The 15,093-nt window shown below is 71.2% G+C and carries 13 protein-coding genes and 1 pseudogene; 8 read left to right on the plus strand and 6 right to left on the minus strand.

The genetic code is table 11. The annotated features are described in order from the left end of the window. Window positions 1-100 precede the first annotated feature (100 nt). Both ACFV2J_RS16595 and ACFV2J_RS16600 read left to right on the plus strand, forming a co-directional pair. Window positions 101-925, plus strand: a pseudogene (locus ACFV2J_RS16595) (aminotransferase class III-fold pyridoxal phosphate-dependent enzyme); the annotation flags it as partial. A 16-nt stretch (window positions 926-941) separates the two neighbouring features. Further along, window positions 942-1,478: an arginine repressor gene (locus ACFV2J_RS16600; protein ID WP_385087157.1), complete on the plus strand. Its 537-nt coding sequence runs from the start codon at window positions 942-944 to the stop codon at window positions 1,476-1,478. A gap of 155 nt (window positions 1,479-1,633) precedes the next feature. On the opposite strand, the gene ACFV2J_RS16605 is transcribed toward ACFV2J_RS16600, so the two are convergent. The 5 genes from ACFV2J_RS16605 to ACFV2J_RS16625 form a co-directional block, all read right to left on the minus strand. After that, the gene (locus ACFV2J_RS16605; protein ID WP_385089191.1) at window positions 1,634-2,371 is read right to left on the minus strand and encodes an FAD:protein FMN transferase; all 738 of its coding nucleotides are present in this window, start codon (window positions 2,369-2,371) and stop codon (window positions 1,634-1,636) included. Window positions 2,372-2,414: 43 nt separating this feature from the next. After that, a complete protein-coding gene (locus ACFV2J_RS16610; RefSeq protein ID WP_385089160.1) occupies window positions 2,415-3,260 on the minus strand; it encodes an FMN-binding protein in 846 nt (281 codons plus the stop codon). 19 nt (window positions 3,261-3,279) lie between these two features. Continuing rightward, window positions 3,280-4,659, minus strand: coding sequence for a ferric reductase-like transmembrane domain-containing protein (locus ACFV2J_RS16615; protein WP_385089163.1), 1,380 nt, complete (start codon window positions 4,657-4,659; stop codon window positions 3,280-3,282). A 465-nt stretch (window positions 4,660-5,124) separates the two neighbouring features. After that, a complete protein-coding gene (locus ACFV2J_RS16620; protein ID WP_385089166.1) occupies window positions 5,125-5,814 on the minus strand; it encodes a L,D-transpeptidase in 690 nt (229 codons plus the stop codon). A gap of 3 nt (window positions 5,815-5,817) precedes the next feature. Further along, entirely contained in the window at window positions 5,818-6,405 is a 588-nt protein-coding gene (locus tag ACFV2J_RS16625) for a pyridoxamine 5'-phosphate oxidase family protein (protein WP_385089169.1), read from the minus strand. A 238-nt stretch (window positions 6,406-6,643) separates the two neighbouring features. Here ACFV2J_RS16625 and ACFV2J_RS16630 point away from each other — a divergent pair, with 238 nt between their 5' ends. From ACFV2J_RS16630 to ACFV2J_RS16650, 5 genes are all read left to right on the plus strand, one after another. Further along, window positions 6,644-7,837: an argininosuccinate synthase gene (locus ACFV2J_RS16630; RefSeq protein ID WP_385089172.1), complete on the plus strand. Its 1,194-nt coding sequence runs from the start codon at window positions 6,644-6,646 to the stop codon at window positions 7,835-7,837. A gap of 98 nt (window positions 7,838-7,935) precedes the next feature. Further along, the gene (gene argH / locus ACFV2J_RS16635; RefSeq protein WP_385089175.1) at window positions 7,936-9,369 is read left to right on the plus strand and encodes an argininosuccinate lyase; all 1,434 of its coding nucleotides are present in this window, start codon (window positions 7,936-7,938) and stop codon (window positions 9,367-9,369) included. Between the two features lie 214 nt (window positions 9,370-9,583). Continuing rightward, window positions 9,584-10,555 carry an aldo/keto reductase gene (locus ACFV2J_RS16640; RefSeq protein ID WP_385089178.1) on the plus strand — a complete coding sequence of 324 codons (972 nt, stop codon included), beginning with the start codon at window positions 9,584-9,586 and terminating at the stop codon, window positions 10,553-10,555. 80 nt (window positions 10,556-10,635) lie between these two features. Continuing rightward, the gene (locus ACFV2J_RS16645) at window positions 10,636-11,181 is read left to right on the plus strand and encodes a TetR/AcrR family transcriptional regulator (RefSeq protein ID WP_385089181.1); all 546 of its coding nucleotides are present in this window, start codon (window positions 10,636-10,638) and stop codon (window positions 11,179-11,181) included. 2 nt (window positions 11,182-11,183) lie between these two features. Continuing rightward, the gene (locus ACFV2J_RS16650) at window positions 11,184-12,761 is read left to right on the plus strand and encodes an MFS transporter (RefSeq protein ID WP_385089183.1); all 1,578 of its coding nucleotides are present in this window, start codon (window positions 11,184-11,186) and stop codon (window positions 12,759-12,761) included. Between the two features lie 84 nt (window positions 12,762-12,845). Here the strand turns inward: ACFV2J_RS16650 and ACFV2J_RS16655 are convergent, their stop codons facing one another. After that, window positions 12,846-13,535, minus strand: coding sequence for a lysophospholipid acyltransferase family protein (locus ACFV2J_RS16655; protein WP_385089186.1), 690 nt, complete (start codon window positions 13,533-13,535; stop codon window positions 12,846-12,848). 345 nt (window positions 13,536-13,880) lie between these two features. Here ACFV2J_RS16655 and ACFV2J_RS16660 point away from each other — a divergent pair, with 345 nt between their 5' ends. Beyond that, the gene (locus ACFV2J_RS16660; RefSeq protein ID WP_385089189.1) at window positions 13,881-15,065 is read left to right on the plus strand and encodes a glycerophosphodiester phosphodiesterase; all 1,185 of its coding nucleotides are present in this window, start codon (window positions 13,881-13,883) and stop codon (window positions 15,063-15,065) included. Window positions 15,066-15,093 lie beyond the last annotated feature (28 nt).

The raw sequence follows: 15,093 nt of genomic DNA on the forward strand, positions 1-15,093 counted from the left end.
CGGTCGCCCCCAGATGTCGGGCCGGGCGGGCGGGTTTAAATATCCCACGGCGGGCGCGGCGCCCACGGGGGCGGCATCAAACAGCGGCGGGCTCCCCGCCCGCGGCCACATGGTGGCCACCCAGGGCGGTTTCCACGGCCGGACCATGGGCGCCCTCGCGCTCACCGGCCAGCCCGGAAAGCAGGAGCCCTTCCTCCCGATGCCCGGTGACGTCACCCACGTTCCGTACGGCGACGCGCAGGCGCTGGCCGCCGCCGTCACCGACGAGACGGCACTCGTCGTCATCGAGCCGATCCAGGGCGAGAACGGTGTGGTCGTGCCACCGGCCGGCTACCTCAAGGCGGCCCGCGCGATCACCGCGGCCACCGGTTCGCTGCTGGTCCTCGACGAGGTGCAGACCGGAATCGGCCGCACCGGCCACTGGTTCGAGTACCAGGCGCACGAGGGCGTCCTGCCGGACGTCGTCACGCTCGCCAAGGGCCTCGGCGGCGGACTGCCGCTGGGCGCGACCGTCGCGTTCGGCCGGGCCGCCGAACTGCTCGGTCCCGGCCAGCACGGCACCACCTTCGGCGGCAACCCGGTCGTCTGCGCGGCCGGACTCGCCGTCCTCGACACCATCGCGTCCGAGGGGCTCCTCGAGAACGTGAAGCGTACGAGCGCCAGGCTGCGGGACGGGATCGAGTCACTCGGGCATCCGCTGGTCGACCACGTCCGGGGCGCCGGCCTGCTCCTGGGTATCGTGCTCACCGAGCCGCTCGCGCCCCAGGTGCAGCAGGCGGCTCAGGACGCCGGTCTCCTGGTGAACGCGCCCGCCCCCGATGTCGTACGGCTGATGCCCCCGCTGAACCTGAGCGACGACGAGGTGGACGTCCTGCTCGGAGCCCTTCCCGGCGTCCTCGACGCAGTCAACGGGGATGGATCCTGAGAATGGGACGACGACGATGAGCCAGGCGCAGGACCACGACCACGCCGGACCTGCCGTGCCGCAGACCCGTACCGCACGCCACCGCCGGATCGTTGACATCCTCAACCGGCAACCGGTGCGCTCACAGAGCCAGTTGGCGAAGCTCCTCGCCGACGACGGGCTGAACGTCACCCAGGCGACGCTCTCCCGGGACCTGGACGAGCTGAACGCGGTGAAGATCCGCAACAACGACGGCGACCTCATCTACGCGGTACCGAGCGAGGGCGGCTTCCGCACCCCGCGCGTGCCCCTGGGGGAGTCGGCGAAGGAGGAACGGATGCGCCGCCTCTCCTCGGAACTGCTGATCTCCGCGGAGGCGTCCGCGAACCTCGTGGTCCTGCGCACCCCTCCAGGGGCCGCGCAGTTCCTCGCCTCGGCGATCGACCAGGCGGAACTGCACGACATCCTCGGGACGATCGCCGGTGACGACACACTGTTGCTGATCAGCCGGGACGCGACGGGCGGGCAGGCGCTGGCCGACCACCTGCTGCGGCTGGCGCAGAACCACCCCTGACGGGCAGGGCCTTGACGGGCACGGCGCTGACGGGCACCGAAGCGGAGGGGCACACCCGGTCGGGTGTGCCCCTCCGCTTCCGTGTGCCCTGTGCGAGAGCGGGCCGCACAGGGCTGGTCACGCGGTTCCCCGCACCCTTGGCGGGGCCGCTCCGGTCATCCCAGGCGCTGGGCCAGACCACCGGTGCATCGCACCTCGTCGCCCGCCGTGATGAGCAGGGCCTCGATGTCCGGCAGGGACTCCAGCCAGCTCAGAGCCTCACGGGAACCCATCGCGAAGGCGGCCGTCGCCCAAGCGTCCACCCACGTCAGGCGGGGACCCACCACGGTCACGGCGACCAGGTCGGTGACGGCGGAGCGGCCGGTGCTCGGGTCGACGATGTGGGCGCCGCGCTCGGCGGTGCCGGAGGTGGCCACCGCCAGCTCGTCCACACCGGCGGCGGACACGACGGCCGCGAGCCCACCGGGACGCAGCGGATCCGAGACGCCGACCCGCCAGGGACGGTGGGATCCGGGGACCCCGAACAGCTGGACGTCGCCGCCCCCGTTCACGCTCACGCCGCTCGCCCCGGCCACCGTCAGCCGGTGGGCGGCACGCTCGGTCGCCCAGCCCTTCACGATGCCGGTCGGGTCGAGCGGTCCCGCGTACCTCGTGCTGAACCAGCCCGCGCTCAGCCGCTCCGCCTCGGCGCACAGGTCGAGCACCTCGCCGACCTCCGGATCGCACTCCTCGACGCTCAGCTCACCGCGGGCCAGGCGCGAGAGCTGGCTGTCCTCGCGGTAGGTGCTGAACATCGCGTCCATCTTGTGGAGTTCGGCGACCGCCTCGTCCAAAGCGACCCGGACGACGTCGGGTTCGCCGCCCCGCACATCGAACGAGAAGACGGTGCCCATGACTTCTTCGGCGTGCCGCAGCGCGTGCGGCTCCTGGGAGGGGTCAGCCACCGGCCTTGTCCAGGGCCGACTGCAGGGACTTCTTGTATCCCGTGCTGGTGTAGGTCGCACCGGACACCGCGTCGATGTCGGCGCTCGACGCCGCGACGGCCTCCTGGTTGAGCTTGGGGACGGCCATCGCGGTCTTCTGGTCGCTCAGCCCGCCCTTGGGCGCCTGGACGGCCTCGGCCTTGGTGATCCTGCCGCCGCTGACGGTGACCCGGACCTGGACGGCGCCGTACTGGGTCTGGGCCACCTCTCCGGTGACGGTACGGGCCTGCGCGGCGGGAGCCTTGGGCGCCGCGGATGAACCGGAGGAGCCGGAGGAGCCCGCCGCACCGGTGGACCCCGCAGCCCCCGCCGACCCCGACGCCCCGCCGCCCTGGGCCTTCGCCTTGTCGAGCGCCGACTGGAGCGACTTCTTGTACCCGGCGCTGGTGTAGGTCGCACCGGACACGGCGTCGATGGCGGCGCTGCCCGCGGCGACGGCCTCCTGGTTGAGCCTGGGCACCGAGCTGTTGCTCACCTCGGTGCTGCGGCCACCGCTCGGGATCTGGACGACCTCGGACTTCGTGACCTTGCCGCCGCTGACGGTGATACGGACCTGGACAGGACCGTACTGGGTCTGGGCGACGTCACCGGTGACCGTCCGGGCCCCCGAGGACGACTGCTGCGCGCTGCCGCCCTGGGGCGACTCCTGCGCCGCCGCCGACTGCTGCGGTGCGGCCGCGCCCTGCGCCGACGCGGACGCCGGATCGGAGGCGGGCTTTAGCGACAGCAGCAGGACGATCCCGGACACGGTGGCGGCGCCGGCCAGCACGGCACGTCGAATGGGGTGGCTCTTCTTCATCGCTCCTGACTCCCGTCGCTCACATCTCGAACGACTCGTGATGGATGCGGCGGGCGGGAACCCCCGCGCCGCGCAGTGCTTCGTAGACCTGCTGTGCGAAGCCGGGCGGCCCGCACATGAAGACGTCGTGGCGGTCGATGTCCGGCAGCTTCCGGCTCAGCGTCTCCGCCGAGATGTCCGGGCGCTCCCCCTCGGGACTGTTCACCGCGTACATCAGCCGGGCCCCGCGCTCCTCGGCGATCGAGGCCAGCTCGTCCCACAGGGCCAGGTCCTGGGTGGTGTTGGCCCGGTAGAGCAGGGTCAGATCGCCCGCCGAACCCGGCAGCGTCTCGAACAGCGCCCGCATCGGCGTGATGCCGACACCACCGGCCACCAGCAGGACCTTGCCGCGGCTGCGCTTGGCCGCCGTCAGCGCCCCGTAGGGGCCCTCGGCCCAGACCCGGGTACCGGGCCGCAGGTCGCGCAGCGCGGAGCTGTGGTCGCCGATCGCCTTCACCGTGATGCGCAGCATGGTGGGACGCGGCGCCGCCGACAGCGAGTACGGGTGCGAGCTGAGCCGCATGCCCGGTGCGAGGAAGCGCCAGCGGAAGAACTGCCCGGCCTCCGCACCCATGCGGTGCAGTTTCCGGCCGCTGATCAGCACCGAGACGATGCCGGGCGTCTCCTCGACGACCGCCTCGACCCGCATCCGGTGCTTCAGGTTCAGCCGGATCGGGGCGAGGATCCGGTACCAGAGCACCAGCGCCGTCACCGACCCGTACAGCCCGTACCAGGCGGTCTTCGCGGCCGGTTCGACGGCGAACTCGTTGCCCGTGGACAGCTGGTGCCAGAACGTCAGGAAGACGGCGGCGTAGGTGAGCAGGTGGATGTGGTACCAGGTGTCGTAGCCCATCCTGCGGCGCACCGGGCCCATGGAGAGCAGACCGATGAGGAGCAGCAGACCGGTGCCGATCGCCGCCTTGCCCATGTCGGGCAGCTGGTTGATGGAGTCGATGGTCTGCTGGACGATGTCGCCGAAGCTCTTGCCCGCCTGCAGCGCGTAGCCCCACATGATCAGGACGAGGTGGGCGAGGACCAGACAGAGCGTGTAGCGGCCGCTCATCGCGTGCCAGCGCGCGACCCGGTCCGAGCCCACCCGGCGCTCCAGTGCGGGCACCCGGGCCATCTGCAGCACCACCAGTGCCATCAGGTACCCGGCGAGCAGCCCCGTGATGCGGCCCGCGTTGAGGATCTTGCTGTTGTCGTCCGCGATGGACGGGGTGTTGCTCCACCACAGCCAGATGACCCCGGCCGCGCCCGCCCATACGGCGAGCAGCAGGGGGACGGCGGGGGAGCGTCGTGGGCGGATTCGGCGCAGGGTCTGGCGCCGCGCGGCGCGGCCACCGGCGATCGTGGACACGGTTCCTCCGTGGTCGTCCGTGGGGACGGGGCGAGGGGAGAGGCCCCCTGGCCCAGAGATACGGTCGCCGACGGCTGTGCGTTCAGTGACCTCGGAGTCCGGTCCCTATTCCGTGAGCGCGGACGTCCGCCGGCGGGGCGCGTGCCCGCGTGGACGGGGCCGATCCGGGTGGTCGGTGCGGCGGGCGCCTGGCGCCCGGGCCGACGGATCGGGTGAAACGTGCGTTGGCCCACGCTTGTTGGCGTTCGGGTGTTGGCCCTCGGGTGGTGGCCTCCGACTGTTGGCCTGTTGCTGTTGCCCTACGGCCGTTGGCCCGAGTCCTTGGCCTGCGTGCTTGGCCCACATCCGTTGGTGCACGCAGGTCGACTACGCGTGTGGGTCACCACGGTGGGCCAACGTGCGTTGACCCACTCCTGTTGGCCCACTCCTGTAGGCCCACTTCCGTTGGCCAACGCCGACCCCCGATCAATACCTGGTCAGAGCAGTACTCCCTCCCGTCGTCCCGATCGCGATGTGCGGTCCCCGCGAGGGATCGACCCAGGTGAGGATCCGCCGCATGGCCTCCTCCGGCACCGACACACAGCCGGCGGTCGCCCCGCGCCCGTCGACATGGAGGAAGATGCCGGCGCCGCGGCCCCGTACCGGCTTGTCGTAGTTGAAGCCGACGACGAGGGCGTACGCGTACTGCGGGTCGTACGTGATCAGGTGCTCGGACTCGGTGGCGCGGCAGTCGGCGGGACGGGGCTCGGTCCAGCGGTTGTAGGAGCGGGAGTCGTTGTCCTCGCACCACCAGGACCCCTGGCGCACCCGGCGGTAGGGGGCCCGGGTGCCGTCCGGTGCCTTCCGGATGCCGAACGCGTACGGGAGGCCGTACAGCCCCGTGGGAGTCGTGTTCGTGCTCTGTCTGCGGGAGCCGCCCTCGACCAGCCCCCTGGCCCCGAAGCGGGCCACCGCCGACCCGGCCTTCACCCAGTGCCCGTCGCGCCGGTCCCACCAGGTGAGCGTGCCCGACGTCGCGTCCGCGCGCGGTGCCTGTGCCGTGATCAGCTGGCTGCCGCCGCCGGTGTCCGCGAGCTGCTCGGGGAGCGGCGGCGGCCCGCTCGGGGCGAGGGCGAGAAGGGACGCGGACGCGAGGGCGACGGCTCCTGTGCGCATGGCTCAGACGCTAGTGGGCGGCAGCGGGAGCGGCAGCCCGGGTAGGCCGTCCAGGCTCGTCGCGATGTGCTCCTTCTTGGTGAAGTACGTGTTCAGCGAGGCGTCGTCCTCGCGGGCGAAGCGCTTGGCGTGCAGGTCGCGGTCCTCGTCGTAGGACATGAAGGGCACCGCGTAGCCGCAGGTGTCGCGGACGAGTTCGGCCGTCACGACGATGATCGCGCGCAGGCCGTGCGGGGTGGGGTCGACGCCGGGGAAGTGTCCGAGCAGTTCCTTGAAGCGGGGGTCGTCACGGAAGACGGGCTCGCCGCGGCCGTGCACCCGGACGATGTTGGGCGGCCCCTGGAAGGCGCACCACATGAGGGTGATCCTGCCGTTCTCCCGCAGGTGCGCGACGGTCTCCGCGTTGCTGCCGGCGAAGTCGAGATAGGCGACGGTCAGTTCGTCGACCACGGCGAACGAACCGGTGATGCCCTTGGGGGAGAGGTTGATCGTGCCGTCCGGGGACAGGGGTGCTGTCGCGGTGAAGAAGAGGGGCTGGGCCTCGATGAACGTGCGCAGCCGGCCGTCGATGCGTTCATAAGTCTTTCCCATGTCTAACGATTATCGGGGAAGATCCTTCGCTTGTCTAAGGAATTCTTCCGGCGTGTCCGCCCCGAGTCGGCTCCGGGTCGGCTCCGGGTCGGCTCCGGGTCGGCTCGGGGTCGGCTATGCGTCCGCTCCGGGTCGACCCGGCCCGCCCGGCACCCCCGAGGGTGAGTCCCGATTGACGAATCATGCAGAGTTCTGCATACTCATGCATAACAGCGGATGCACTGCGAAGGAGAATCCCGTGACCGAGCGCGTCGTACTCGCCTACTCCGGCGGCCTGGACACCTCCGTCGCCATCGGCTGGATCGCCGAGGAGACGGGCGCCGAGGTCGTCGCCGTCGCCGTGGACGTCGGCCAGGGCGGCGAGGACCTGGACGTCATCCGCAAGCGCGCGCTCGCCTGCGGTGCCGTCGAGGCCGAGGTCGCGGACGCGAAGGACGAGTTCGCCGACGAGTACTGCCTCCCGGCGATCAAGGCCAACGCCCTCTACATGGACCGCTATCCGCTGGTCTCCGCGCTCTCCCGGCCGACGATCGTCAAGCACCTCGTGGCCGCCGCGCGGAAGCACGGCGCCACCACCGTCGCCCACGGCTGCACCGGCAAGGGCAACGACCAGGTGCGGTTCGAGGCCGGCATCGCCGCCCTGGCCCCCGACCTCAAGTGCATCGCCCCGGTCCGGGACTACGCGATGACCCGCGACAAGGCGATCGCCTTCTGCGAGGCGAAGCGGCTGCCGATCGCCACCACCAAGAAGTCCCCGTACTCCATCGACCAGAACGTGTTCGGCCGGGCCGTCGAGACGGGCTTCCTGGAGGACATCTGGAACGCGCCGATCGAGGACATCTACGAGTACACCGCGAACCCGGCCGAGCCGCGCGAGGCCGACGAGGTCGTCATCTCCTTCAAGGCGGGTGTCCCGGTCGCCGTCGACGGCAGGCCCGTCAGCGTCCTCCAGGCCGTCCAGCAGCTCAACGAGCGGGCCGGTGCCCAGGGCATCGGCCGGATCGACATGGTCGAGGACCGGCTCGTGGGCATCAAGTCCCGCGAGGTGTACGAGGCTCCGGGCGCGATCGCGCTGATCACCGCGCACCAGGAGCTGGAGAACGTCACCGTCGAACGCGAACTGGCCCGCTACAAGCGGCAGGTCGAGCAGCGCTGGGGCGAACTCGTCTACGACGGCCAGTGGTTCTCTCCGCTCAAGCGCGCTCTGGACGGCTTCATCGACGAGGCCAACCGGCAGGTCGACGGGGACGTCCGGATGACCCTGCACGGCGGCCGCGCGGTCGTCACCGGCCGGCGCTCCGACTCGTCGCTCTACGACTTCGACCTGGCGACCTACGACACGGGCGACACCTTCGACCAGGCGGCCGCCAAGGGCTTCATCGACATCTACAGCCTGTCGTCGAAGATCGCCGCCAAGCGCGACCTGGGGTGACACCGGAACCACCCCGCACGCACTAGCCTGACGGCCGCCTCCTCGCTTTCCTGGGTGCGGAGGCGGTCGCACACCGCCATCTTTGAGGAGCAACGCAAGTGAGCAGCAACAGCGGTGACGTACGGCTCTGGGGCGGCCGTTTCGCCGACGGTCCCGCCGAGGCCCTGGCCAAGCTGTCCGCGTCCGTCCACTTCGACTGGCGGCTCGCGCCCTACGACATCGCGGGATCGCGTGCCCACGCGCGCGTGCTGCACGGGGCGGACCTCCTCACGGACGACGAGCTGGCCCGGATGCTCGATGGGCTGGACCGGCTCGAAGCCGATGTGGCGGACGGTTCCTTCGTCGGCACCATCGCCGACGAGGACGTGCACACCGCCCTGGAGCGCGGCCTGTTGGAGCGCCTCGGCCCCGACCTCGGCGGCAAGCTGCGCGCCGGCCGCTCCCGCAACGACCAGGTGGCGACGCTCTTCCGGATGTACCTGCGCGACCACGCCCGGATCATCGGCGGGCTGGTCGCCGACCTCCAGGACGCGCTGATCGGCCTCGCCGAGGCCCACCCGGACGTCGCCATGCCCGGCCGCACCCACCTCCAGCACGCGCAGCCCGTGCTCTTCGCGCACCACGTCCTCGCCCACGTCCAGTCGCTGTCCCGGGACGCCGAGCGCCTGCGCCAGTGGGACGAGCGCACGGCCGTCTCGCCGTACGGCTCGGGCGCGCTGGCCGGTTCCTCCCTCGGCCTCGACCCGGAGTCGGTCGCCAAGGACCTCGGCTTCGAGCACGGCTCGGTCGCGAACTCGATCGACGGTACGGCGTCCCGCGACTTCGTCGCCGAGTTCGCCTTCATCACCGCGATGATCGGTGTGAACCTCTCCCGGATCGCCGAGGAGGTCATCATCTGGAACACGAAGGAGTTCTCCTTCGTCACGCTCCACGACGCGTTCTCGACGGGCTCGTCGATCATGCCGCAGAAGAAGAACCCGGACATCGCGGAGCTGGCGCGCGGCAAGTCGGGGCGCCTCATCGGCAATCTCACGGGCCTGATGGCCACCCTCAAGGCGCTGCCCCTCGCGTACAACCGCGACCTCCAGGAGGACAAGGAGCCGGTCTTCGACTCCTGCGACCAGCTGGAGGTCCTGCTCCCCGCCTTCACCGGCATGATGGCCACCCTCACCGTCCACCGCGAGCGGATGGAGGAACTGGCCCCGGCCGGCTTCTCGCTCGCCACCGACATCGCCGAGTGGCTGGTCAGGCAGGGTGTGCCGTTCCGTGTCGCGCACGAGGTCGCGGGCGAGTGCGTGAAGGTCGCCGAGGCCGAGGGCATCGAGCTCGACGGTCTGAGCGACGAGCAGTTCGCGAAGATCTCCCCGCATCTGACGCCCGAGGTGCGCTCCGTCCTGAACGTGCCGGGCGCGCTCGCCTCCCGCGACGGCCGTGGCGGTACGGCGCCGAGCGCGGTCGCCGTGCAGCTCGCCGAGATCAGGTCGGACGTGACCGCACAGCACACCTGGGCCACGGCGAAGCTGAGGAAGTGACACCTCCCGGGAGCGGCCGCCTCCGGGCGTGAGCGAACCGCCGGTCGAAAGCGGGCAGTACCGGGCGCGTGTTGAGCGGCACCGGACAGATCCGAGCGGCATCGGACAGGAAGTGGCGGCACCGGGCGGAAGAAGCAGTGGGTCCGGTGTGACGGGGGCATCGCGGGTTACGTTGGTCGGCAGCCGTACGGAGCCGATCGAAACGGAGCCCGCGATGCCCTTCGCCCGCCTCGCCTCAGCCACGACTCCCACCGCGCACATCGGGCTCGGCCTGGCCGCGGTCGGCCGCCCCGGGTACATCAACCTCGGCCGCGAGGACGACCTCCCGGCCGTACGCAGTGTCGACGCCCTGCGCGAGCGCACCCACGAACTCCTCGACGCCGCCTACGCCCAGGGCGTGCGCTACTACGACGTGGCCCGCTCGTACGGCCGCTCCGAGGAGTTCCTCGCCGACTGGCTGCGTTCCCGCCCCGAAGTCGACGACGTCGTGGTCGGCAGCAAGTGGGGCTACACCTACACGGCCGACTGGCGCACCGACGCCGAGGCGCACGAGGTCAAGGACCACGGCCTCGCCACCTACGAGCGGCAGCGCGCCGAGACCGACGAACTGCTCGGTGACCGACTCGACCTCTACCAGATCCACTCGGTGACCCCGGACAGCCCGGCCCTCACCGACCGGAAGCTGCACGCCGCGCTCGCCGAGGCCGCGGCCGGCGGTCTCTCCATCGGCTTCTCCACGAGCGGGCCGGCGCAGGCCGAGGCGATCCGCGCCGCGCTCGCCGTGACGGTCGACGGCGCACCCCTCTTCCGTACCGTCCAGTCCACCTACAACGTGCTGGAGACCTCCGCCGCGCCCGCGCTCGCCGAGGCGCACGACGCCGGACTCACGGTGATCGTCAAGGAGGCCATGGCCAACGGCCGCCTCGCCGCCGGGCACGCGCCGGACGCGGTCACGGACGTGGCCACGCGGACGGGGCTGGGCGCGGACGCCGTGGCCCTCGCCTTCGTCCTGTGCCGGCCCTGGGCCGGAGTCGTCCTCTCCGGCGCGGCCACCGCCAACCAGCTCGCCTCGAACCTGCACGCCGCGGTCGTCGATCTGGACGAGGACCGACTGGCCCGCCTCGACGCCCTCGCCGAGGAGCCGGGGGCCTACTGGGAGCGCCGCGCGCGGCTGCCCTGGCACTGAGAGACCCGTCGAGCGAGGATGAGTGAGACGTCGACGCTCCGAATGAGACATGAATGTCTCACATGGGTTATCCTTGTCTCATGGCTGTCGACCGTGACCATGTGCTGCGCAGCGCGGCCGCCCTCCTCACCCGCAGATCCACCGCCACGATGGACGAGGTCGCCCGGGCGGCCGGGATCAGCCGGGCCACGCTGCACCGCCAGTTCGCCGGGCGCGACGCGCTCGTACGGGCGCTGGAGGCGCTCGGCATCCAGGAGTGCGAGGCGGCTCTGGACGCCGCCCGCCTCGACGACGGCACCGCGCAGGAGGCGCTGCGCCGTCTGGTGACCGAGCTGGAGAAGGCCGCCGGACTCCTCGCCTTCCTCTACACCGAGAACCAGCTGTTCGAGGGCGAGGGGCAGAACGAGGGCTGGGCCCGGCTCGACGTCCGTATCGCCGCGCTGTTCCGGCGCGGCCAGGACAGCGGCGAATTCCGCATCGACCTCACCCCGGCCTGGCTCACCGAGGCGCTCTACGGGCTGATCGCCTCGGGCGCCTGGGCGGTGCTGGAGGGGCGGGTCGCCACCAAGGACTTCACCTTCATGATCGTCGAGCTGCTGCTCGGCGGCGCGCTACGGAGAGAGTGATCATGACCAGCACCCTGCGGCACGGGGGTGTCCCCGGCTCGGACGAGGCCGGGAAGGCGGGGGAGCACACGGCGGGGGAGTACACGGCGAAGGCGGAGAAGCGGCCGGGCCGCTGGCTCGCGCTCTCGGTCCTCGTGCTCGCCGTGCTGCTGGTGGCCGTCGACGCGACCGTGCTCGGTCTCGCGACCCCTTACATCAGCGAGGACCTGAGGCCCTCCGGCACCCAGCTCCTGTGGATCGGCGACGTCTACTCCTTCGTCATCGCCGGCCTGCTCGTCTCCATGGGCAGCCTCGGCGACCGCATCGGCCGCAAACGGCTGCTGCTGATCGGTGCCACCGTCTTCGGCGCGATATCCGTGCTCAACGCCTATGCGACGACACCGGAGCTGATGATCCTGGCGCGGGCGCTGCTCGGTGTCGCGGGCGCGACCCTGATGCCCGCCACACTCGCCCTGATCCGCAACCTCTTCCACGACCCGCGCGAGCGCAGCCTCGCCATCGGCATCTGGGGTGCCACGGCGTCCGCCGGTACGGCGGTCGGCCCCGTGGTCGGCGGCTTCCTGCTCGAACACTTCTGGTGGGGCTCGGTCTTCCTGATCAACGTGCCCGTGATGCTCGTCCTGGTGCCCGTCGGCATCAAGCTGCTGCCCGAGTCCCGCAACCCGAACCCCGGCCCCTGGGACCTGGCCAGTGTCGCGCTCTCGCTCGTCGGCATGATCGGCATCGTGTACGCGGTGAAGGAACTGGCCATGCACGGGTTCGCCTGGCAGCCGGTGGCCGTGGGCCTGCTCGGTGCCGCGGCCCTGTACGGGTTCGTACGGCGCCAGCTCAGCATGCCGATACCGCTGCTGGACATGCGGCTGTTCCGCAACCGGGGCTTCTCGGCGGCCGTGGCCGCCGATCTGCTGACCGTCTTCGGGATGTCCGGACTCGTCTTCTTCCTCTCGCAGTATCTGCAACTCGTGCAGGGGCGGGGGCCGTTCGAGGCGGGTCTGGCCGAACTGCCCGCCGCCGTCGGCGCGGTGGGGGCGGGCCTGGTCGCGGGCTCGGCCGCCCGGCGGTACTCGGTGCGTGCCGTCGTCTCCGGCGGTCTCGCCGCGGTCGGTCTCGCGCTCGCCGCGCTCACCCTGCTGAGCCAGTCCACCGGCTACTCGCTGCTCGGCACCGCGCTGCTGGCCGTCGGCGTCGGCGCGGGCTTCTCGTTCACCGTCACCGCCGACGTGATCCTCTCCAGCGTGCCCAAGGAGCAGGCGGGCGCGGCCTCCGCGGTCTCCGAGACGGCGTACGAACTCGGTGCCGCCCTCGGCATCGCCCTGCTGGGCTCCATCGTTACCGGCGTCTACGCGGGCTTCACCGGGCCCGCGGGCACCCCGGCCGGGGCCCACGACTCCCTGGGCGGCGCGGTGGAGGGGGCGGCGACCCTGCCCACCCACACCGCGGAGGCCCTGCTGACCGCGGCTCGCACATCCTTCGTGGACGGCCTGGCACTGGCGTCCGGCATCGGAGCAGCGGTACTGCTCGCCACGGCGGCAGCGGCATGGTTCCTGCTGAGGGACCAGAAACTGGAATCCGGGGTCTAAGGGCTGTCCCGTCAGGGGCGCGGGAAACTGCGCGACAAGCCGCGAAGCACCCGCGCCCGGGATACGACCGAACCGCCGGAGGCGCTACGCCGCCTTCGCCTTCGTGGCGTACATGTCCACGTACTCCTGACCCGACAGCAGCATGACCTCGGTCATCACCGAGTCGGTCACCGCGCGCAGGACGTAGCGGTCACGGTCCATGCCCTCGTACCGGGAGAACTCCATGGCCTCGCCGAAGCGGACCGTGACCCGGCCGGGGCGCGGCATCCCGGCGCCGCCGGGCTGCAGCTTGTCCGTGCCGATCATCGCGAACGGGACGACCGGCGCGCCGGTCATCAGGGTGAGGCGCGCGATGCCGGTGCGGCCGCGGTAGAGACGGCCGTCGGGGGAGCGGGTGCCCTCCGGGTAGATGCCGAAGACCTTGCCCTCCTCCAGGATGCGGCGGCCCGTCATCAGCGCCGCGACACCGCCGTTGGCGCCGTCCCGGTCGACCGGGATCATGCCGACGCCGGTGAAGAACCAGGCCATGAGGCGGCCCTTGAACCCCTTGCCGGTGACGTACTCGTCCTTGCCGATGAAGAGCACCTGCCGGTCGCAGACCAGAGGCAGGATCATCGAGTCGATGAACGTGAGGTGGTTGCCGGCCAGGATGACCGGACCGTCGCCCGGGATGTGCTCCACGCCCTCCACCCGTGGGCGGAACATCAGGCGCATGATCGGTCCGAGCACTGCCTTGATGAGCACGAAGCGGGACAACGGGCCCTCCGGTGTCAAGGGATTCGGTATGAGTCTGTGCAGGTGAGGACGATACTCGCGGCTCCCGGGTGATTGCACATCGGGTTCACCGTCCGGATACGCACTGTTGACCAATGTTTACCTGCCGTGGCCTGCGATCCAGCATGTGTCACCCGTTCGACACGATGTGACGGAAGTCGCCCCCGGACGGCGCAAGGCTCCCCCGGTCGGCCACCCCCGCCCGACGATCCGTCACCACCCGCCTCCCGTACGCCATCAGGCGGAGCCCAGGTGTTCCGCCGCGGGTCTCCCTCCCGTCACGCAAGGGCCCCTACGATCGAGCCGCTTTGTCAGGTGCAGGGCGGGTACGCGGGAGGAGCGCACATGGGGACGCAGGAGTCGCAGGAGCCGAACGGGCAGCACCGGGGCACGGCGCGACGGGCACTGCTCGGGGCCGCCGTGCTCGGCGCGGGCGGAGCGGTCCTCGGACCGGCCGGCGCGGCGCGAGCCGACGAACGTCACGGGGGCGCCGGTCACGGCGCCGGGTACCGGAGTCTGCCGAAGCCGACGGTGATCGGACACCGCGGTGCCAGCGGCTACCGGCCCGAACACACCTTCGGCTCGTATCAGCTGGCCCTCGACATGGGTGCCGACGTCGTCGAGGCGGGCGACCTGGTCCCCACCAAGGACGGTCACCTCGTCTGCCGGCACGAGCCCGAGATCGGCGGAACGACCGATGTGTCGGCGCACCCGGAGTTCGCCGACCGCAGGACCACCAAGACCCTCGACGGCGTCCCCACCACCGGCTGGTTCACCGAGGACTTCACGCTCGCCGAGCTGAAGACCCTGCGGGCGGTCGAGCGCATCCCCGCCAACCGCCCGAACAACACCCTCTACAACGGCCGCTGGGAGATCCCCACCTTCGAAGAGGTGCTCCACTGGCAGGACGAGCAGACCCGCAAGCGTGGCAAGCAGGTCTGGATCTACCCCGAGACCAAGCACCCCACCTACTTCCGGGCGCTCGGTCTGGGCCTGGAGGAGCGCCTCGCCAAGGTGCTGCGCAAGCACGGCAAGGACGGGAAGAACGCTCCCGTCATCATCCAGTCCTTCGAGCCGACCAGCATCCAGCGCCTCGACGGGCTCGTCGACAACCCGCTCGTCGTCCTGCTCTCCGCGGCGAACACCCGTCCCTGGGACTTCGTCGCGACCGGGGACCCCCGCACGGTCGCGGACCTCGTCAAGCCCGCGGGCCTGAAGTGGCTGGCCTCGTACGCCCAGGGCATCGGCCCCACGCTCGACCTGGTCATCCCCAAGGACGCGAACGGCGCCCTCACCACGCCGACCACCCTGGTCGCCGACGCCCACCGCGCGGGCCTGATCCTGCACCCCTACACCATGCGCAACGAGAACGTCTTCCTGCCCGCCGACTTCCGCCGGGGCACCGACCCGAACGCCTACGGCGACGCGTTCGGCGCCTTCCGGACCTACTTCGCCACCGGCATCGACGGCGTCTTCTCCGACAACGCGGACACCGCGCTGCTCGCCCGCGCGGACTTCGTCAACGGCTGACCCCGCCACCCCGGATGGGGTGACACCC

Source organism: Streptomyces sp. NPDC059668 (assembly GCF_042734135.1).
GTDB lineage: Bacteria > Actinomycetota > Actinomycetes > Streptomycetales > Streptomycetaceae > Streptomyces.